Below are 19,444 nucleotides of genomic sequence, written 5' to 3'. Positions count from 1 at the left end.
AGACTCATCATGCAACCTATTCAATTCTTTGCCGCAAGGGCTGAAGACGGCGTGCTATTGCCCGGAGCAACGGTGAGGGTGCTTGTCTCAGGGAGTGAGACCTTGGCGCCGCTGTTTTCCGATGCAGCGGCGACCGTTGTCCTGGCCAACCCCATGCATGCCGATGCCAGTGCGCGGGTGTTCTTCTACACCACAGCGGCCCGCATCGATATTCAGATTGGTTACGCGGGGTACCGAGCGCCGCTGCTGCAGGGCATCGGTACCAGTGATCCGGTAGATATGATCAATGCGGAAATTGATCGCCTCAACCGCGATATGGTCGATGGAAAAGTGCATGCCAGCGTAGCCGCCGGTTTGTTGGCCACCGTCGACGGCCAGTCCTTTTACGTGGAACCCACCTCGCCAGATATATCGCGCAGTCTGTATGTGCGGGTCAGTGCCACGGAGGCCAGACACGTCTCCGATGACCCCTCTGTGGGTTACATCGCAGAGATAGACGTGCGCACCGCTGCGGTTGAAAGCGGCACGTTTAACGGTTTGGAGCTGCGCTTTGTTCGATTGGCCGTAGAGTCCGGTTACACCTGGGCGCTGGTGGATTCGGTTGGGCGCATGGCGCTGGGGTGCCGGGTGGATGGTTCACTCGTGGGCAAGTTCATGCTGCGCGACGGCACTGTCGATCGCAACACGCTGAAACTCGACCTCGACGGATTCATCGCCAAGGCGTTGGACCCTCAGTCGGGATACGCGTGGGCAGTGATCGATACCCTGGGCCGGATTGGGCTGGCTCTACGTGTGGACGGGACCGTTACCGGAAAGTTCTTGCTCGGCACCGGGGCTGTACCACGCAAAGCGCTAGGAGCCGATCTGTCGGGCTTCATTGCCGTTCAACTGAGTCCAGAGTCCGGCTATGTCTGGGCCGTCGTCGATGCGGTTGGCCGAATTGCCCTTGGCATCACCACAGCCGGCAAAACCGTGGGTAACTTTGATATTCATATCCCCGATGTCACAGGGATCGAGTACCTCAAACCGGTACACGACCTGCTCTGTGTGGGAGATTCTCTGACAGCCAACAGCAGCCAGGTCACCTGGCGGGAGCAACTGGCGCCACTGATCAGTGCGCGGACCATTGTGAATGGCGGAATTGGCGGCCAGACGTCTCGCCAGATCGCCGCGCGCTTCGGCGCCGGCAGTGCGCTGCTGACCGTGACAGACAATCAGATCCCAGCCTCGGGGTCAGTGACGGTTACAGCCTTGAGCACCTTGCTGTTGTCCACGCCTGCGACCAACTCGGGGACCTTCACGTTGACAGGTACCTTGGGCGGCATCCACGGCACGTTGACGTGCACGCACAGTGAGACAGGGGACTCGTCTGACGTTTACACGTTTGCTCGGGATACCGCCGGAGACGCCCGATACAGCGCGCCCAAGTCGCCGTTTGTACCCGACGTGCCCGGTGACGGGTTCTACACAGAGATTATCTGGATGGGTCGAAACAACCTCGACAACATCGAGCAGATCAAGGCCGACATTCGGGCGATGGTGGGTGTGCAGAAAACCGTTGAAAACCGCTACCTGATCATCACGCCGCCGCTTGGCGGCAACCCGACACCGGGCACGTCGACGGGGGAGGGGGTTGGTACCGCCACCTACAACAACTGCGTCGCGCTGGAAGATTGGGCCACCACCGAGTATGGCGATCGCGTGATCAAGATCCGCGAGTGGCTGATGCAGTTCAACGACGGCAGCGCCGATGATCTCGACGACGTGGCCAAGGGCGTGGTTCCGCGTTCGCTGCGGCTGGACATCATTCACAACACCACGATCAGCAACGGGCATATCGCCCGTCGCATTGCCTATGAAATTAACCGGAGGTCCTGGTAATGGCCGGACAAAAAACCGTACTGGATGGCATCACCTTTACCGATACGACGTTGCCCATTCTGCGTTCCGATGCGTTGCTGAGTGCGGGGTCGCTGTATCTGTTCGACTTGGGGCATAGCTTGGGTGGTGTGAGCGGAGTGCCGGCAGCGGGCGCTGTTATCCCCAATATCGCTTACGCCGAAGCGGCAGCGGTGCTTGGTGCGGGTACCGAGAGCAGCTTGGCGGGGTCGTTCAGCAGTAATGCGGTCGCAGCTGACGCTCTGTTCGAGCGGACGCCCAAGAAGGGCCTGCACGCCATTTACAGCCAGGTTAACAACACCGTGAGTGGCCATGGTTCACAGATCAATGTCGCAGCTGCGATCCGCGACTACATCATCGCTAACAAGACCCACCTGTTCTATTTCTCGGTGTGGGCGCACCGGACACGTGCAGCACTCGCAACCGGTCACCGATACATGGAGATCGGCAGCGGCGGCAACTTCCTGGGGTACATGAGTGGAGCCGGAAATACAGGCAAGGCTTCCGGGCTTTACAACGTCGTCGGCGGGGCCAACGCCGTGGCCAACCGATACTCCTCGATGCGAGTGTCTGCGGGTAGCGGTGATACGGTCGTGACAGCGGCCGGGAGCATCATTTTCGGTAATGGTGGATCTGGTTCCGCGCTGACCAATCAATGCCCCTCGGACATCTTCTATCGCGGCTACTGCGAGGATCTGACCGTGTCGGGGCGAACTTATGCAGACGTCGACGCCCTCGACAAGGCGCTATGGGATGCCGCTTTCGCGGCAGGTGGCCGGTTTGCTGGTGACACCTTTACGGCGCCGTCGACCTTCCCATAGCTGGCCAGGTAAATCTATGAACCCGCCGAAACACATGGTTAGCGGCGGAAGCGGAATTTTTCCCAGCCGTTTTTGAATCGGAAAGTTCCTGTATCTCCTGTGAGAACGTAACGGGTTGCTCTGTAACAAGCAGTAAACCGAGAGAATCCAAAGCGTCTGATTTTCTTATAGACCCAAACCCATCCGTGGCGATTGGTAGTTTTGGCGGGCCTTTGCACCATTTACGCGTTCCTTCGTGGCGAGATTTGGCGCAGATGATAGCGATGTGCTCCAGCGCAAAGGCTGTCATTTAATAACGGGGCGGAACTTCCTATCACAACGGGGTTTCTGGCCCCATTCGTTTGAGTACAGCACCTTATCCACCTCAGCCTATTGAGTTGGTTTTTACCTCTAATTCCCGCCGTTGTGCGGGTTTTTTTCGTCTGGAGAAAAGGCTATGGCACGACTTTCGACCATCCAGGCAGGCAGCCGCAATGCGCTGGCCTTCCTAGATATGCTCGCTTGGTCCGAGGGGACCAGCACATCGCCGGCCACTGCCCTAGATGGCTACGACGTCATCGTGACGGGCATCGACAGAAAGCCTGAGGTCTTCACAGATTTCAGTGATCACCCCTTCGCAAAGGGACGCCGCTCGAAGGTCATCAACAGCAAGGGCCTGACATCAAATGCCTCGGGCCGTTACCAGCAGATGCTCAAGGACTGGCCGTATTACCGAACGTTGTTGGCCTTGCCTGACTTCAGCCCTATCAGCCAGGACTTGCTGGCTCTGCAGCACGTCCGTGAGTGCCGCGCACTACCGGATGTGCATGCCGGCCGGCTCGAATCCGCAATCGCAAAGTGCCGGAATATTTGGGCAAGCCTGCCTGGTGCAGGGTATGGCCAGCGTGAACACCGGCTTGATGATCTGATCCAGCAGTACCGCTTGGCGGGTGGAGTGCTGTCATGACGGTATTACGGAAAGTGTCACGCTGCCTGGCTCAAGCCGAAGCAGATCGGCTGTATTTCGAATGCCCGGGATGCGGCATCGCGCATGGTGTTTCACATGGGAATGGACCAGGGCCACGGTGGGGGTGGAATGGCAATGTGGAGGCGCCGACGTTCACGCCGAGCATTTTGGTTCGATACAACTGGTCGGACGGCCCCCGGGTTTGTCATTCCTTCGTGACTAGTGGGCGCATTCAGTTTCTTGAGGACTGCACCCACCAGTTGGCAGGGCAGACCGTCGACCTACCCGATTGGGAGGATGATTAATGCTGACCACATCACAGAAACTGGCAGTCTTGTTGATTGCTATGGCCATCGCGTTCGGCGCGGCCTGGCAGGTGCAAGCATGGCGTTACGCTGGAAAGCTCGCGAGCCAGACGGCGCTGCAGGCAGATGATCTGAACAATCTGACTCAGGCCGCGCTACGCCAGCAGCAGACCGAACAGGACAAGCGCCTGGCCACAGAGCAACAACTCGCCGTCTCCGATCAACAGCACATCCGAGAACTGTCCGATGCCAAACGTAATCAAGCCCTTTTGCGTGACCGCCTTGCTACTGCTGATGTGCGGCTGTCAGTCCTTCTCGACTCCAAGGCCCCAGCCAGTGGTTGTAACGTGTCTGCCACCCCCGGCACCCTCGGCGTGGTTCATGCAGCCCGTCGAGCCCAACTTGACCCGGCGCATGCTCAACGAATTATCGGCATCACCGACGCCGGTGACCAGGGATTGATCGCGTTGCGGGCGTGTCAGTCGTACGTCAGATCTACTAATCGATGATATGCGTTACGATCAAAAAAATAGGTTTAATAGAAGCGGTAAGCTGTTAAGAGGCTCTATATAAATTGGAACAATAATTTCTGGTCTAGACTTAAAGCTATAATGTTATGAATTGTCAGTGTAATGAATCCCGATTGTTTGGCGCGGAGATATATTATGCTCATCCATAAAGGGCTGGCTCTACAGCTTGCCTAATTATTTATAGCTGAGTGGGCCGACCGTATGGATATTTCTGCTGATAAAAAGATTAGGATTCTACATGTAATACCATCTGCGAATCCTAAGGGAGGTGGGCCGATAGAAGGCGTAAAGCAGCTTTTTTCACAGTATTCAAGCTTGGGTATTGAAGCAGAATTGGCATGCTGCGAAGCTCCCAACAGACCATGGCATGATGATCCGGGTCTTCCAAAGGTGCATGCATTAGGTCCAGGTAAAACTAGCTACGCATACACTCCAAAACTAACAGAGTGGTTAATCGCTCATTCCACAGATTATGATGCAGTGGTTGTTGATGGTCTGTGGCAATATCATAGTCGGGCGGTTCATCTTGCTTTATCGAAAACAAGAGTACCTTACTTTGTTTTTCCACATGGAATGTTAGATCCATGGTTTAAAAAAACATATCCGCTTAAACATATCAAAAAATGGCTTTACTGGCCTTGGGCTGAATACAGGATGTTACGTGATGCCCAGTCAGTAATTTTTACATGTGAAGAGGAACGATTGTTAGCTAGGCAGTCTTTTTGGTTGTATAAAGTACGAGAATCTGTGTCGACTCATGGTACAGGTGTTCCGCCGGAAAATAAAAAAGAGTTGTCTGATGCATTTTTGACTAAGTATCCTGAGCTGCAGAACAAACGTATCATTTTGTTTTTGAGCAGGCTGCATGAGAAAAAGGGATGTGACTTATTGATTGAGGCTTTTGCATTAGTTGCTGCTAGGGATGAGCGATTACATCTGGTTATGGCTGGCCCCGATCAGGCTCTATTGCAGGAACGTTTGCAGGCAATGGCTAAAGAGTTAGGTGTGGATAATAGGATAACTTGGCCTGGAATGCTTCAAGGACGCGATAAGTGGGGGGCATTTTATGCATCTGAGGTTTTTTGTTTACCTTCACACCAAGAGAATTTCGGAATAGTTGTAGCCGAAGCTTTGGCGTGCGGAAAACCCGTGCTTATCAGCAATAAAGTGAACATTTGGCGAGAAATTGAAAAGGATGGTGCAGGTTTTATTTCTGATGACACGATTGCTGGTACTGAGGAAAATTTGACGCGTTGGTTGAACCTCACATTATCTGAGTATGAAGCTCTGAGCCAAAGATCTCTGCAGTGCTTTGATAGTCGCTTTCACATTCGGCGCGCAGCTGCGAGGTTGGCTGAGATTATAAGAGGTAGTGCTGAATTATCCGGTGCGAAGTCTAAATAGTTTCCCGAAAAAGGCTTATATGTGGATTTGCTAGTTTTCAGGATTCTTGATTTTGTGAGGTAGTATCGGGGTGCGTACTTCAGTCGCTGTTAGATGTTTTAGGGTGTGATGAATATCAATGGTCGAAAGCTGCTCGATTTTTGTGCTGGCTTTATGCAGTCTCTACTCTAAAACAACTATTAGCTTTGTGGTGTAATAACCGTAATTCCTGATTGAAACAAATAGGCGTTCATCATTAGTTGAGGTTTTGAATTTATTTCTTAGTCTGCTAATGCACATGGGTAGCCCTTTGTAGGTGTTTGGTTGTTTGTTTATCTGTCTGATAAGGAAATCAGTTTTTGCTTTGCGTTCGGGCTCTTGTGCAATTGCTTCAATTAGCTTGAGTTCTATTTTGCTCAGATTGACTCTGAATTCACCGTTAGTTAGTAATTTTGATTTCTTTACTAGTGTCCAAATTTCTAGTTTCATGTTGTGAGCAGCTTGTTGTCTTGGATTATACTAATTGCCTAGGAGGGGAATACTTTGGGGTGAGGATGCTGTTTCGCCCTCCTTGTCCAGCCACATCGCTATTTCTTCGAACGCCTCGCCAATCATCATTTGATTCAACTGAAGACTGGCAAGTACCGCCGAGATGAGTTTTGGATGTGACATGACTCGCACCTCAATTAATATTAATCAACAAGTCGTAATTTGTGAGGGTGTTTGTCCGTGCATTTTATAGCTGTGGTTGTATTCAAGTCGACGATCGTAAGACGGTGAAGCCCGCAGCACCCTGATTGAGATCGGAGAAAGTGCTAACTGACTCAATTTCGAGCGCTTGCAATTTTGTCTCGTTAGAGTTGGACATTTATTTTCTCGGCTTTCGCTTAAAAATGTATCGAAACACAACTGAGGGGATTTTGATAGATGGATACAGTCTATCCCTGCTCGAGGAGGAAAAATGCGTGACACGAGGATGGTGGAGTAGCAGGTAGCAAGTAGGCAATGAGTGAGCTATAAGCCTTAAAAATTGGTGCCTTCGAAGGTAGGGTTCACTTAAGTGTCTTCACAGTGCTACCGTTTAACTGGTGGGTCGATGAACCCTAAATTTCAATCACATGGAGTACGACATGGATATCAAGGTTGTCAGCGTCCACGGCCACGGTAAGGCTGATGAAGAGTATGTGCTACTGAAGGTAAGTAGTGACTGTGATTTGTCCTACTATGCGCTCGTTGACACCACGTATGCTGGTGAGAAGATCACGGATAAAAATAGACACGTATTTTGGTTTCCAAAACACGATGTCAAATCTGGGGACGAGATCGTTCTGAGGACTGCTGTGGGGAAAAACTCATGGTCCACTTCGACTACAAATCGCAGACATACGCTCTACTGGAACCTGAAGTCAGCGGTGTGGAATGACACTGGCGATGCGGCGACGCTGCTTAGGTTGGCTAGCTGGAAAGCCACAAAAGTGAAGTGATACATCTTCATATGCGGGTCAATTCTAATGTGAGCCTGAGGGTCTAGCCGTCGGCCCTGCATTCTTCCAGATGTCTTGCGGTCTCAATTCGTGGATCTGCGAATGCGATTCTGAAGTAGTGCTGTGCCCAGCGCGATGGTGTTGAAGGGTAGGGCGCGCCTACCTAATTGTACGTCTGTTTGTACGTACAACAGAAATAACAAGGCCCCGCATTGCTGCGAGGCCTTGTTTTAAATGGTGCCGGCACCAGGAGTCGAACCCGGGACCTACTGATTACAAGTCAGTTGCTCTACCAACTGAGCTATACCGGCGTGTTAGGGCGACGATTATAGCGATTGGCAACGTTCTGTAAACCCCTGAATTCTGACTATTTTTGCAGAGACCGAGCTTTTTCCACCAACGCCCCTTTTTCCGGCAAGCGCGGGTAGGATTCTTCCCTCGTCGCCGAGCGGTCTGGCCGGCGCGATCTTGAATTCATCTCTATCTAAGGAAGCCCCACGTGAAACGGACTCTCTCCCTGTGCTTCATCCTCCTCACCGCTGCTCTCAGCGCGTGCTCCACTACCAAGCCCGGCAACGACTCCGCGCTGGTCGGCACTTGGAAAGGCCTGCGTACGGAAACCGGCAAATGTCAGTTTCTGTCGTGGACCAACAACCTCAAGCCCGATGGCCGTTTCACCATTACCTTTTTCCGCGATGCGCAGCAGACGCAGGTGATTCAGACCGAGCAGGGTTCGTGGTCGGCGGCCAACGGTAAGAACGAGTTGCGCACCGATGGGGTGCGTTCGCCGGATGTGTACACCTATCAGCTGGTGGATCCGGACACGGTGCATTACGTGAGTGTCGCGGCGGACCCTACCAGCGATTGCCAGGATGGCTACGAATTCACCGAGCGGCGGGTTCGTTAACAAGCTTTACGGTGATCAGGAAGTCCCGTTCAGGGGGCGACCCCCGAGGAGCTACCGGGTGGTGTGGGCTCTCTCCTCTATCTATAGAAGCTGCCTCTATAGAAGCTGCGCAGACATACACCGGCCGTGCCTTTACGGGCGACCGCCGGGCGGGTTTTGCCTTGAATCCCGCCGCGGTTTGCGTATTCTGTCGCGCGATATGAATAGTAGGTTTAATCGCAAAATCGTGTAGGCAAATTTTCGAGACAGGTTTGAGCCAATCGATTATCTGTTTATGGGCATGTCAGATTTGTGCCGTTTCTGACCACTAGGCCAACAAAAATCACGATAAATCAGTGCAAGTCCATGTTCTTACGAGGGATGCATTTTTCTCGGCGAAATAGTCATAAAAATGGCGCCATGCCGTTCGTCGGATAATGACCGGGTAAAATCATCAAAATACTGACACTATCATTGTGATATCACAGAATACCTCGGCCAACACATAACTATAAAAATACAAGGTCAGCCCATTGCTGACCTTTTTATCGCCTTTAAAGGGCAAACCAGGTGGGGAGGGGCAGTGAGTGAGTCGAGCAGATGACATTTCAAAACTATTCAACAAGCTGGGTGCCAACCCGAATGGCTACCGCGAAATCGACTTTATCCATGAGTTCATCGAGGACGAAGTAGAGGTCCTGGAAAGCCCGGAGGTTGTTGCTCCCCTGCCTGCATTGGCAGCTCTTTTAGATGAAGCCCCATCGGCTCCGTTGTTGCGTTTGCTCGAAGAGCTGAACCATGGCGACGCCGACCACCTGCCCCTGCCCGAAGTGGTACAGGGGCCGCAAGGCGAGGTGTATTCGGAGCCGTCCACGCCGAAAGTGGTGGTGGTGGTTTCGGTCAAAGGCGGCGTCGGCCGTAGCACCTTGGCTGCTGCGGTTGCCAGTGGCTTGCAGCGCCAGGGTCACCCGGCGCTTGCCCTCGACCTGGACCCGCAAAACGCCCTGCGTCACCACCTGTGCCTGGGCCTCGACATCCCTGGCGTCGGCGCCACCAGCTTGCTTAACGAAGGCTGGGAAGCCCTGCCCGAGCGCGGCTTTGCCGGTTGCCGCCTGGTGGCCTTCGGTGGCACTGACCACGAGCAGCAGCAGAGCTTGAATCGCTGGTTGGGCCAGGATTCCGAGTGGCTTGGTAAGCGTTTGGCCAGCCTTAAACTGAACGGCCAGGACACGGTCATCATCGACGTACCGGCCGGTAACACCGTGTACCTCCGCCAAGCCATGTCGGTCGCCGACGCGGTGCTGGTGGTGGTGCAGTCGGATGTGGCGTCGTTCAGCACCCTGGACCAGATGGACAGCGTGCTGGCGCCATACCTGCAACGCGCAAAACCACCACGACGCTTTTATGTGATCAATCAGTTGGACGCCGCCCACCGGTTCAGCCTGGACATGGCCGAGGTGTTCAAGACGCGCCTCGGTACTGCCCTGTTGGGCATCGTCCACCGCGACCTGGCGTTCAGCGAAGCCCAGGCCTGCGGGCGTGACCCCCTCGACCCTACCGTCAACAGTATCGGCTGCCAGGACGTCCACGCCCTGTGCCGTACCTTGCTCGAACGCATCGACTCGGACCTCCCATGACCGACAATACGTCTTCCACGCCCTTCGTCGAAGGGCGCGCTGAACAGCGCCTGAATGGCGCCATCGCGCGCTTCAATCGCTGGCCTGCGGCGCTGCGTACGGTGCTGGTATTTGCCAGTTGCGTGCTCGGTGCCCTGCTGCTTATGGGCGTTATCAGCGCGCCGCTGGACCTCTACAGCCAATGCCTGTTTGCCGCCGTGTGCTTCATGGCGGTGCTGGTGCTGCGCAAGGTCCCGGGGCGCCTGGCAATCCTCGCGCTGGTGGTGTTGTCGCTGGTGGCCTCGTTGCGCTACATGTTTTGGCGACTCACCTCCACCCTGGGTTTTGAAACCTGGCTCGACATGTTCTTCGGCTACGGCCTGGTCGCCGCCGAGTTCTACGCCCTGATCGTGCTGATCTTCGGCTACGTGCAAACCGCCTGGCCGCTGCGCCGCACGCCCGTATGGCTCAAGGCCGAGCCGGAAGAATGGCCGACGGTGGACGTGTTCATCCCCACCTATAACGAAGCGCTGAGTATCGTAAAACTGACCATCTTCGCCGCCCAGGCGATGGACTGGCCCAAGGACAAGCTGCGCGTCCACGTGCTCGATGACGGTCGCCGTGACGAGTTCCGCGACTTTTGCCGCAAGATCGGCGTGAACTACATCCGCCGCGACAATAACTTCCACGCCAAGGCCGGTAACCTCAACGAAGCATTGAAGGTCACCGACGGCGAATACATCGCGCTGTTCGACGCCGACCACGTGCCGACGCGCTCCTTCCTGCAAGTCAGCCTGGGCTGGTTCCTCAAGGATCCGAAGCTGGCGATGCTGCAAACGCCGCACTTCTTCTTTTCCCCGGACCCGTTCGAAAAGAACCTCGACACCTTCCGCGCCGTGCCCAACGAGGGCGAGCTGTTCTACGGCCTGGTGCAAGACGGCAACGACCTGTGGAACGCCACCTTCTTCTGCGGCTCGTGTGCGGTGATTCGCCGTGAGCCGCTGCTGGCAATCGGCGGGGTGGCCGTCGAGACCGTGACCGAAGACGCCCACACCGCGCTCAAGCTCAACCGCCTGGGCTACAACACGGCGTACCTGGCTATCCCGCAAGCCGCGGGTCTGGCCACGGAAAGCCTGTCGCGCCACATCAACCAGCGGATTCGCTGGGCGCGGGGCATGGCGCAGATCTTCCGCACCGACAACCCGCTGCTGGGCAAGGGCCTCAAGTGGGGCCAGCGCATCTGCTACGCCAACGCTATGTTGCACTTCTTTTATGGTTTGCCGCGTTTGGTGTTCCTCACCGCGCCGCTGGCCTATTTGGTCTTTGGCGCGGAGATTTTCCATGCCTCGGCGCTGATGATCGTCGCTTATGTACTGCCGCACCTGGTGCATTCAAGCCTGACCAACTCACGCATCCAGGGCCGCTTCCGGCACTCGTTCTGGAACGAGGTGTACGAGACCGTACTGGCCTGGTACATCCTGCCGCCGGTGCTGGTGGCGCTGGTCAACCCCAAGGCCGGTGGCTTCAACGTCACCGACAAGGGCGGCATCATCGATAAGCAGTTCTTCGACTGGAAGCTGGCGCGCCCTTACCTGGTGCTGTTACTGGTGAACCTGGTCGGCATCGGTTTCGGTGTGCACCAATTGATCTGGGGCGATGCGTCCACTGCCGTGACGGTGGCGATCAACCTGACCTGGACCCTCTATAACTTGATCATCACCAGTGCGGCCGTGGCCGTGGCGTCCGAGACGCGGCAAGTGCGTTCCGAACCGCGGGTGAGTGCGAAATTGCCGGTCAGCGTAATCTGCGCCGACGGTCGTGTACTCGCCGGTGTCACCCAGGACTTCTCCCAGAATGGCTTTGGCCTGATCCTCGATGAGGGCCACTCCATTAGCCAGGGCGAACGGGTGCAGCTGGTGCTGTCGCGAAACGGTCAGGACAGCCTGTTCCAGGCGCGGGTCGCATTCAGTAAAGGTTCGCAGATCGGAGCACAATTCGAATCCCTGTCGCTGCGAGAACAAAGCGAGCTGGTCCGCCTGACGTTTTCCCGTGCCGACACTTGGGCAGCCAGTTGGGGGGCCGGCCAGCCCGACACACCGCTGGCAGCCCTGCGTGAAGTCGGTGGCATTGGCATTGGTGGCCTGTTCACCCTGTGCCGCGCCACACTGTATGAACTGCGAATGGCCTTGCGCCGCACTCCCTCACAACCGCTCGACACGTTGATGGACAAGCCATGACTTCCACACCAATTTTTGCGCGTGCCCACGTACGTGCGGCACTCGCGTTGATGACTGCCTCGCTGCTGGGCCTGAGCCCGCTGCTGCAGGCGGCCGAAAAACCGCCTGCCGCTGCGGTGGCCGTGCAAGGCGCCGACGATGGCTACAACCTGACCCTCAGGCAGTTGGGGCGTCGCGACGCCATGAACCTGCAAGGTGTGGAGTCGTCCGACAGCGTCAACTTCGATATCCGCGCCGACCAGGTGGTCACCGGCGCGCAAGTGCTGCTCAACTACAGCTACTCGCCGGCCTTACTGGCGGATCTGTCGCAGATCAACGTGCTGGTCAATGATGAAGTGGCCGCCAGCATCCCGCTGACCAAAGCAGGCGCGGGCACTGCGCAACAGACACTGGTGCAGATCCCGCCGCACCTGATCACCGAATTCAACCGCTTGCGGGTGCAGTTCATCGGTCACTACACCATGTCCTGCGAAGATCCGTTGCACAGTAGCTTGTGGGCAAAAATCAGTAACAGCAGCGAGCTGAAACTGCAGGTGTCGCAGATCCCGTTGAAGGACGACCTGTCGGTGTTGCCGCTGCCGTTCTTCGATAAACGCGATGCTCGCCAGGTCCGCCTGCCGTTCGTGTTTGCTACCGCACCGGACAATGCCACGCTGGAAGCGGCGGCTACCTTGTCGTCGTGGTTCGGCGCGCTGGCCAGTTACCGTGGCGCGACGTTCCCCACCACCTACGGCACGATACCGGCCAAGGGCAACGCCATTGTGCTGGTGCTGAGCCCAAGCGCGGTTGACGTCAACGGCATCAAAGTGGCGCAAGCCACCGGGCCGACCCTGAACCTCATCACCAACCCCAACGACCCGCAGGGCAAGCTGTTGATCGTGTCGGGCCGTGATGGCGCCGAACTCAAGCGCGCCGCCACCGCCGTGGCACTGGGTAGCCCGGTGCTGGCCGGCAGCAGCGTGGTGATCGACAAGTTCGAAAGCCTGGCACCGCGTCGCCCTTATGACGCGCCGAACTGGGTGCCCAGCGATCGTCCGGTGCGCCTGGGTGAATTGGTCGAGCTGAAAAAACTCAGCGTTTCGGGCTACAACCCAGGTGCGATCAGTGTCGACTTCCGCCTGCCGCCCGACCTGTTCAACTGGCGTGAAGAGGGCGTGCCGCTGCATCTTAAATACCGCTACACACCGCAGCAGGTGTCGACTAATTCTTCGCTGCTCGTGGGCATGGATGACCAGTTCATGAAGTCCATGCCGCTGCCGTCGATCACCAGCCTGGCGGACGGCAAGACCCTGCTGAGCATGATGCAGAAAGACAACACGCTGCCGCGCGAAGCCACTGTGCTGCTGCCGATCAGCTCGGCGTCGCCGATGTCCAAGCTGCAGCTGCGCTTCATGTACGACTACATCAAAGAAGGTGAATGCCGCGACATTATTGTCGACAACATGCGCGGCACCATCGACCCGGATTCGAGCCTGGACATCACCGGCTACCAGCACTTTATCGCCATGCCTAACCTGGGTGTGTTCAACGATGCTGGCTTCCCGTTCACCCGCCTGGCGGACCTTTCCGAGTCGGCCGTGGTATTGCCGGACACCTTCGGCACCGATGAGCTGAGTGCCTACCTCACCATCCTTGGCCGCTTCGGCGAGTCCACCGGCTACCCGGCCACCGCGGTCAAAGTGGTACAGGCCAAGGACGTGCAAAGCGTTGCCGACAAGGACCTGCTGGTGATCGCCACCGGTGCTGACCAGCCGTTGTTCAAGCAGTGGCAGCAGTATCTGCCGGCCAACGTTGACGGGCCGCGACAGCACTTCAAATTGTCTGACCTGCCGCGCTACGTGAGCAACTGGGTGAGTCCTGACGCCGAAGCCAATAAGCATGCAGCCAACGCCGCGCTCAGCTTTAATAGCTTGGCAACCAGTACCTGGTTTGCCGGTTTCGAGTCGCCACTCAAGGCTGGGCGCAGTGTGGTGTTGATCTCCAGCGTCAAGCCCGAAGGCCTGCAGGCCGCGACAGCCGTGCTGATCGGCGGTGACCAGTTCAAAGACACCATCCAGGGCAGCCTCGCAGTGGTACAGGGTACGCAAGTCAGTTCGCTGGTGGCTGACCAGCAGTACTACGTCGGCAAGCTGGGCCTGTTCAAGCAGGTGCAATGGCAGTTGTCACAGAACTTGGGCTGGATGCTGTTATTGACCTTCCTTGGCCTGGCGATTGTCACTTGCCTGATCTACCTGTCCCTGCGGGCACGTGCAAAACGGCGGCTGGCATGATGCGTCCGGCCGGTTGGGTTGCGCTGGGCATCGCGCTCTTCGCCGGCGCAGCCCAGGCGCAGACGTGCGACGCGCAGTGGCCACTGTGGCAGAACTACGCGAAGCGGTTTGTGCAGGATGACGGGCGGGTGCTGAATTCGTCCCTGAACCCCAGCGAAAGCAATTCTGAAGGACAGTCCTACGCGATGTTTTTTGCGCTGGTGGGCAACGACCGCGCGCGGTTTGACAAGCTCTGGACCTGGACCAAGGCCAATATGGCCGGCAACGACATCAGCCGCACCCTGCCGGGTTGGTTGTGGGGCAAGACCCAGAGCGGCGAATGGGGCCTGATCGACGCCAATTCCGCCAGCGATGCTGACCTGTGGGTCGCCTACGCGCTACTGGAAGCGGCACGTGTATGGAATGTGCCGCAGTACCGCGCCGATGCGCAGTTGGTGTTGGCCAATGTCGAAAAGACCTTGATCGTACGCGTGCCGGGCCTGGGCAAGATGCTGTTGCCGGGGCCGGTGGGTTACAGCTACCCAGACGGTTTGTGGCGTTTCAACCCCAGCTACCAAGTGCTGGCGCAACTGCGACGCTTCCACAAAGAACGCCCCAATGGCGGCTGGAATGAGGTGGCTGAGAGCAACGCCAAAATGCTCGCCGACCCCAAGAGCAACCCCCATGGCATCGCCGCCAACTGGGTGGGTTACCGCGCCACGGGTGCAAACACCGGGGTGTTTGTGGTCGATCCGTATTCCGATGACCTGGGCAGCTACGACGCCATCCGCACTTACCTGTGGGCTGGAATGACCGCCAAAGGGGACCCGCTGGCGGCGCCGATGCTCAAGGCGTTGGGTGGTTTTTCGCGTGCTACGGCGGCGTCTCCCAATGGCTTGCCACCGGAGAAGATTCACGTGCTCACCGGTGTGGCCGAAAAGAACAACGGCTATTCGCCGCTGGGGTTCTCGGCATCTGCTCTGGTGTTCTTCCAGGCACGCGGCGAAACCGCCCTGGCTCAACTGCAAAAACACAAGCTGGATGATGTGCTGGGCAAGGCTCTGGTCGCATCAGCGGCCGACGGCGATCAGCCGGTGTATTACGACTACATGCTCAGCCTGTTCAGCCAAGGCTTTACCGATCAAAAGTACCGCTTCGAACAGGACGGTACGGTCAAATTATTCTGGGAGGGCGCATGCGCCGTCACACGCTAGCCCTCGCGATACTGGCCACCCTGGCGTCCAACGTCAGCCTGGCCGCAACGACCGACCCACAAGCTTTGCTGATCGAGCAGGGTTACTACTGGCAGTCGAAGAAAAACCCGGAGCGGGCCACGGAATCCTGGCAAAAACTGCTGGGCCTGAGCCCCGAACAGCCGGACGCGCTGTATGGCATGGGACTGATCCAGGTGCAGAAGCAGCACCCGGAAGAGGCACAAAAATACCTGGCCCGTCTGCGCGCACTTTCGCCGCTGCCGCGCCAGGCGTTGCTGCTGGAGCAGGATATCGCGGTCAGCACGCCCACCAATGCCAAATTGCTGGAGCAGGCTCGTGAGCTGGGCGAGCCGGTCGAAGAACGCGAAAAGGCCGTGGCGCTGTATCGCCAGATTTTCCAGGGGCGCCCGCCTCAAGGCTTGATCGCCCGTGAGTATTACAACGCCCTGGCCTTCACCCCCAAAGGCACCGCAGAAGGTATCGCCGGCCTGCAACGCGTAACCCGTGAGCGGCCGGATGACGGCATTGCCGCGCTGTTCCTGGCCAGGCATCTGGCGCGTAACCCGAGCACCCGTGTCGAAGGTATCCGTGCCATGGCACGTCTGGCGACCAACAACGAAGTCGGCGGCGCCGCAGACGAAGGCTGGCGCTTCGCACTGGTCTGGCTGGGGGCACCGAACCGTGATCAGGTGCCGTTATTCCAGGAATTCCTGACCAAGCACCCGGATGACAGCGAGATCCGTGCGCTGATGAACAAGGGCATTGCCCAAGGCAAGGGGGAGGGTGGCTGGCAGCGTGATCCGAAGCTGGTCAAGGCCTTCAAGGCCCTCGACGACGGCGACCTGAAGACCGCCGAGCCGTTGCTGGCGGCACGTCTGGCGGAAAAATCCAACGATGTCGATGCCCTCGGCGGCATGGGTGTAGTCCGCCAACAGCAGCAGCGCTTCAGCGAGGCGGAAAATTACCTGGTCCAGGCCACCCGCTTGCCAGGCGGTGCAGCCTGGCAAAAAGCCCTGAATGACGTGCGTTACTGGAGCCTTTTGAAGCAGGCTCGGGATGCGCAGACTGCCGGCCGCAGCAGCCAGGCCCGTGACCTGGCGGCGCAGGCTGAGCGCCTGAACCCGGGCCGCGCGGATGCTACCGTGGCCCTCGCCGGTTTCCAGGCCCAGGACAATCAATTCGACGCCTCCGAAGCCAGCTACCGCAAGGTGCTGGCGCGCAACCCTGGCGATGCGGATGCGTTGAACGGCCTGATCGGTGTGCTGTCGCAATCCGGCCGCCCGGAAGAGGCCTTGAAGCTGATCGATTCGGTGTCTGCCGCAGATCGCACCAAGCTGTCCTCCAACGTGAAAATCAAAGCCTTGCGTGCCACCCAGATGGGCAAGGTGGCCGACCAGCGTGGCGACTTGAAAGCCGCGCAGGCCGCTTACCAGCAGGCGCTCGACGCCGATCCGGAAAATCCCTGGACCCGTTTTGCCCTGGCGCGTGTTTACCTGCGCGACGGGCAAATCCGCAACGCCCGCGCTTTGCTCGATGGCCTGCTCAAGAGTCAACCCAACCAGCCGGACGCGCTGTACACCAGTTCGTTGCTGTCAGTCGAACTGAACGAATGGAAAGCCGCAGACGCGACGCTGTCGCGCATTCCGGCGGGCCAGCGCACGGCGGATATGAATGAGCTGGCGAGTGACATCGCCCTGCACAAACAGACCGACATCGCCATTGAGAGCGCTCGCCGTGGCCAGCGCCCGGAAGCCCTGGCATTGCTGGGGCGCAGCGCGACCCTGGCCGGTAAAAAGCCGGAGCGGCTGGCGGTACTGGCGTCTGCCTATGTGGACGTCGGCGCACCGGAAGAGGGCCTGCAGATCATGCAAGGCGTGCTCGACAACACCCCCAACCCGACTGCCGACCAGAAGCTGCTCTACGCCGGTGTGCTGCTCAAGGCCAACCACTACACCGAGGCTGGCGACATCCTGCGCGACATACAGGGCCAGGCGCTGAGTGACGCCGGGCGCCAGCGCTACGAAGACCTGATCTTTCAATATCGGGTCAAGCAAGCCGATGCGCTGCGCGAGAAGAACGACCTGGTGGCCGCCTACGACATGCTCTCACCGGCATTGGTCCAACGGCCCCATGACACGTCGGCCATTGCGGTGCTGGCGCGCATGTATGCTGACGGTGGCGACGGCAAGAAAGCTATGGCGCTTTACGAGCCGCTCGTGCAGCAGAACCCGGATAACGCGCGCCTGCAACTGGGCCTTGCGGGGATCGCCTTGAAGGGCGGTAATCGCAGCCTGGCTGAGTCGGCTACCGACAAGGCGCTGCGGCTGGACCCGACCAGTGCCGAGACCTTGACGGCCGCCGGCCAGATCTACCAAGGCCTGGGCCGCAATGCCGAAGCGGCCGAATTGCTGCGTCGCGCCCTGGCCATCGAAAACACTCAGCGCGTCCAGGCGCGCTCGGCCTTGGCGGATGCGCAAGGTGTGGCGTACAACCCGTTTGTCGGGTTGCCTGGCCAGCGTCGACAGATTACTGATTTGGCCGTTGACCGCGGCGCAGTTCCGCCACCGATCGATGCGCCGGCCAATGTGATGCCGGCGCCGGTATCGGCGCCCGGGAATACCCTGGTGACTGCCGGCTTCGCACCCTCGAGCAAGCTGAGCGACCCGTTTGTACCGCCTACCCGCATTGCTGCGCTGGATAACCCGACCTTGAGTCCGGCACGTCGTGCCCTCGATGGTCTGCTGCGTGATCGTAGCGGCTACCTGGTGCAAGGTTTGAGCGTGCGCAGCAACAACGGTGAAAGTGGCCTGAGCCGAATCACCGACGTGGAGACGCCGTTCGAGGCACGCATGCCGGTGGGTGACTACAACGTCGCGTTGCGTGCTACGCCGGTCAGTTTGAGTTCCGGGACGGTCAAGGCCATCTCGGCAGCGCGCTTTGGTGCGGGCACCGGTACGGACGGTTCCCAGAGAGAGAACGGTGTCGGCCTGGCCGTCGCCGTGGAAGACCCGGCGCAAGGCGTCAAGGCCGACGTCGGCGTCAGCCCGCTGGGCTTCACCTATAGCACCGTGGTGGGTGGCGTGAGTGTGAATCGACCGTTCACCGAGGGCGGCAATCTGCGCTATGGGGTGAATGTTTCGCGGCGTCCGGTCACCGACAGCGTGACGTCGTTTGCCGGTTCGCAAACCACGACCGCCAATGGGGAACGCAAAAAATGGGGCGGCGTCACCGCCAACGGCGGGCGTGCCGAACTGAGCTATGACAACCAGGAAGTGGGGGCCTACGGCTATGCTTCGCTGCACCAGTTGCTCGGCAATAATGTTGAAGACAACACGCGTATGGAACTGGGCAGCGGCGTCTATTGGTACCTGCGCAACACGCCAACCGACACCTTGACGCTGGGTGTCAGCGGCATGGCCATGGGCTTCAAGGACAATCAGGGTTTTTACACCTATGGCAATGGCGGCTACTTCAGTCCGCAGCGCTTCTTTTCCCTGGCTGTACCGGTTCGCTGGGCGCAGAGCTTCGACCGCTTCAGCTACGAGTTGAAAAGTTCGGTGGGCGTGCAGCATATCGCGCAAGATGGCGCCGACTACTTCCCTACGGACAGTACGCTTCAAAGCAACGCAGCCACCAAAAAATACGACAGCAGCAGCAAGACCGGCGTTGGCTACAGTCTCAACGCGGCCGCCGAATACCGTCTTACTTCACGCTTTTACCTGGGGGGCGAAGTCGGAGTCGACAACGCCCAGGACTATCGCCAGTACGTTGGCAACGCGTACCTGCGCTACCTGTTTGAAGACCTGAGCGGGCCTATGCCCTTGCCGGTCAGCCCTTACCGTTCCCCTTATTCGAATTGATTGATAGGAGTCAT

At 57.9% G+C, this 19,444-nt stretch carries 15 protein-coding genes and 1 tRNA gene; 13 read left to right on the top strand and 3 right to left on the bottom strand.

The genetic code is table 11. The features are described 5' to 3' along the window. Nucleotides 1-9: 9 nt before the first annotated feature. The 6 genes from M2397_RS23820 (at nucleotide 10) to M2397_RS23795 (ending at nucleotide 5,905) form a co-directional block, all read left to right on the top strand. On the top strand, nucleotides 10-1,881 hold the full coding sequence (locus M2397_RS23820) for a hypothetical protein (RefSeq protein WP_259244542.1): 1,872 nt from the start codon (nucleotides 10-12) through the stop codon (nucleotides 1,879-1,881). After that, entirely contained in the window at nucleotides 1,881-2,720 is an 840-nt protein-coding gene (locus tag M2397_RS23815; RefSeq protein WP_259244541.1) for a hypothetical protein, read from the top strand. The genes M2397_RS23820 and M2397_RS23815 overlap by 1 nt, the downstream gene beginning before the upstream one ends. Before the next feature lie 436 nt (nucleotides 2,721-3,156). Continuing rightward, nucleotides 3,157-3,666, top strand: a complete 510-nt coding sequence (locus M2397_RS23810; RefSeq protein WP_259244539.1) for a glycoside hydrolase family 104 protein — start codon at nucleotides 3,157-3,159, stop codon at nucleotides 3,664-3,666. Beyond that, on the top strand, nucleotides 3,663-3,971 hold the full coding sequence (locus M2397_RS23805; protein ID WP_259244538.1) for a DUF6527 family protein: 309 nt from the start codon (nucleotides 3,663-3,665) through the stop codon (nucleotides 3,969-3,971). Before M2397_RS23810 ends, M2397_RS23805 begins: the two co-directional genes overlap by 4 nt. Before the next feature lie 2 nt (nucleotides 3,972-3,973). Continuing rightward, the gene (locus M2397_RS23800) at nucleotides 3,974-4,480 is read left to right on the top strand and encodes a lysis protein (RefSeq protein ID WP_259244645.1); all 507 of its coding nucleotides are present in this window, start codon (nucleotides 3,974-3,976) and stop codon (nucleotides 4,478-4,480) included. A gap of 222 nt (nucleotides 4,481-4,702) precedes the next feature. Then, a complete protein-coding gene (locus M2397_RS23795; protein ID WP_259244537.1) occupies nucleotides 4,703-5,905 on the top strand; it encodes a glycosyltransferase in 1,203 nt (400 codons plus the stop codon). Nucleotides 5,906-6,067: 162 nt separating this feature from the next. On the opposite strand, the gene M2397_RS30595 is transcribed toward M2397_RS23795, so the two are convergent. Further along, nucleotides 6,068-6,373, bottom strand: a complete 306-nt coding sequence (locus M2397_RS30595; RefSeq protein ID WP_390897259.1) for a winged helix-turn-helix domain-containing protein — start codon at nucleotides 6,371-6,373, stop codon at nucleotides 6,068-6,070. 30 nt (nucleotides 6,374-6,403) lie between these two features. Beyond that, on the bottom strand, nucleotides 6,404-6,556 hold the full coding sequence (locus tag M2397_RS23790) for a hypothetical protein (protein ID WP_259244536.1): 153 nt from the start codon (nucleotides 6,554-6,556) through the stop codon (nucleotides 6,404-6,406). A 458-nt stretch (nucleotides 6,557-7,014) separates the two neighbouring features. Between M2397_RS23790 and M2397_RS23785 the strand changes: the two genes are divergently transcribed. After that, nucleotides 7,015-7,368: a hypothetical protein gene (locus M2397_RS23785; RefSeq protein ID WP_259244535.1), complete on the top strand. Its 354-nt coding sequence runs from the start codon at nucleotides 7,015-7,017 to the stop codon at nucleotides 7,366-7,368. 235 nt (nucleotides 7,369-7,603) lie between these two features. Here M2397_RS23785 and M2397_RS23780 read toward each other — a convergent pair. Beyond that, nucleotides 7,604-7,679, bottom strand: a tRNA-Thr gene (locus tag M2397_RS23780). Between the two features lie 188 nt (nucleotides 7,680-7,867). Between M2397_RS23780 and M2397_RS23775 the strand changes: the two genes are divergently transcribed. The 6 genes from M2397_RS23775 to M2397_RS23750 all read left to right on the top strand — a co-directional run bounded on the left by M2397_RS23775 (nucleotide 7,868) and on the right by M2397_RS23750 (nucleotide 19,430). Then, entirely contained in the window at nucleotides 7,868-8,275 is a 408-nt protein-coding gene (locus tag M2397_RS23775; RefSeq protein ID WP_184745544.1) for a hypothetical protein, read from the top strand. Between the two features lie 566 nt (nucleotides 8,276-8,841). After that, nucleotides 8,842-9,891 (top strand): cellulose biosynthesis protein BcsQ, encoded by a 1,050-nt coding sequence (gene bcsQ / locus M2397_RS23770; protein WP_405046497.1) that lies wholly within the window; start codon nucleotides 8,842-8,844, stop codon nucleotides 9,889-9,891. After that, the gene (gene bcsA / locus M2397_RS23765) at nucleotides 9,888-12,107 is read left to right on the top strand and encodes a UDP-forming cellulose synthase catalytic subunit (RefSeq protein WP_167655956.1); all 2,220 of its coding nucleotides are present in this window, start codon (nucleotides 9,888-9,890) and stop codon (nucleotides 12,105-12,107) included. Before bcsQ ends, bcsA begins: the two co-directional genes overlap by 4 nt. Then, nucleotides 12,104-14,377: a cellulose biosynthesis cyclic di-GMP-binding regulatory protein BcsB gene (gene bcsB, locus M2397_RS23760; protein WP_167655955.1), complete on the top strand. Its 2,274-nt coding sequence runs from the start codon at nucleotides 12,104-12,106 to the stop codon at nucleotides 14,375-14,377. The genes bcsA and bcsB overlap by 4 nt, the downstream gene beginning before the upstream one ends. Further along, on the top strand, nucleotides 14,374-15,570 hold the full coding sequence (gene bcsZ, locus M2397_RS23755; protein WP_167655954.1) for a cellulose synthase complex periplasmic endoglucanase BcsZ: 1,197 nt from the start codon (nucleotides 14,374-14,376) through the stop codon (nucleotides 15,568-15,570). Before bcsB ends, bcsZ begins: the two co-directional genes overlap by 4 nt. Then, nucleotides 15,552-19,430, top strand: coding sequence for a cellulose biosynthesis protein BcsC (locus M2397_RS23750; RefSeq protein WP_259244534.1), 3,879 nt, complete (start codon nucleotides 15,552-15,554; stop codon nucleotides 19,428-19,430). Before bcsZ ends, M2397_RS23750 begins: the two co-directional genes overlap by 19 nt. Nucleotides 19,431-19,444 lie beyond the last annotated feature (14 nt).

Source organism: Pseudomonas sp. BIGb0381 (assembly GCF_024809815.1).
Lineage (GTDB): Bacteria > Pseudomonadota > Gammaproteobacteria > Pseudomonadales > Pseudomonadaceae > Aquipseudomonas.
Note: the sequence above shows the minus strand (reverse complement) of the source record. Positions and strands in the feature narration are given on the sequence as shown.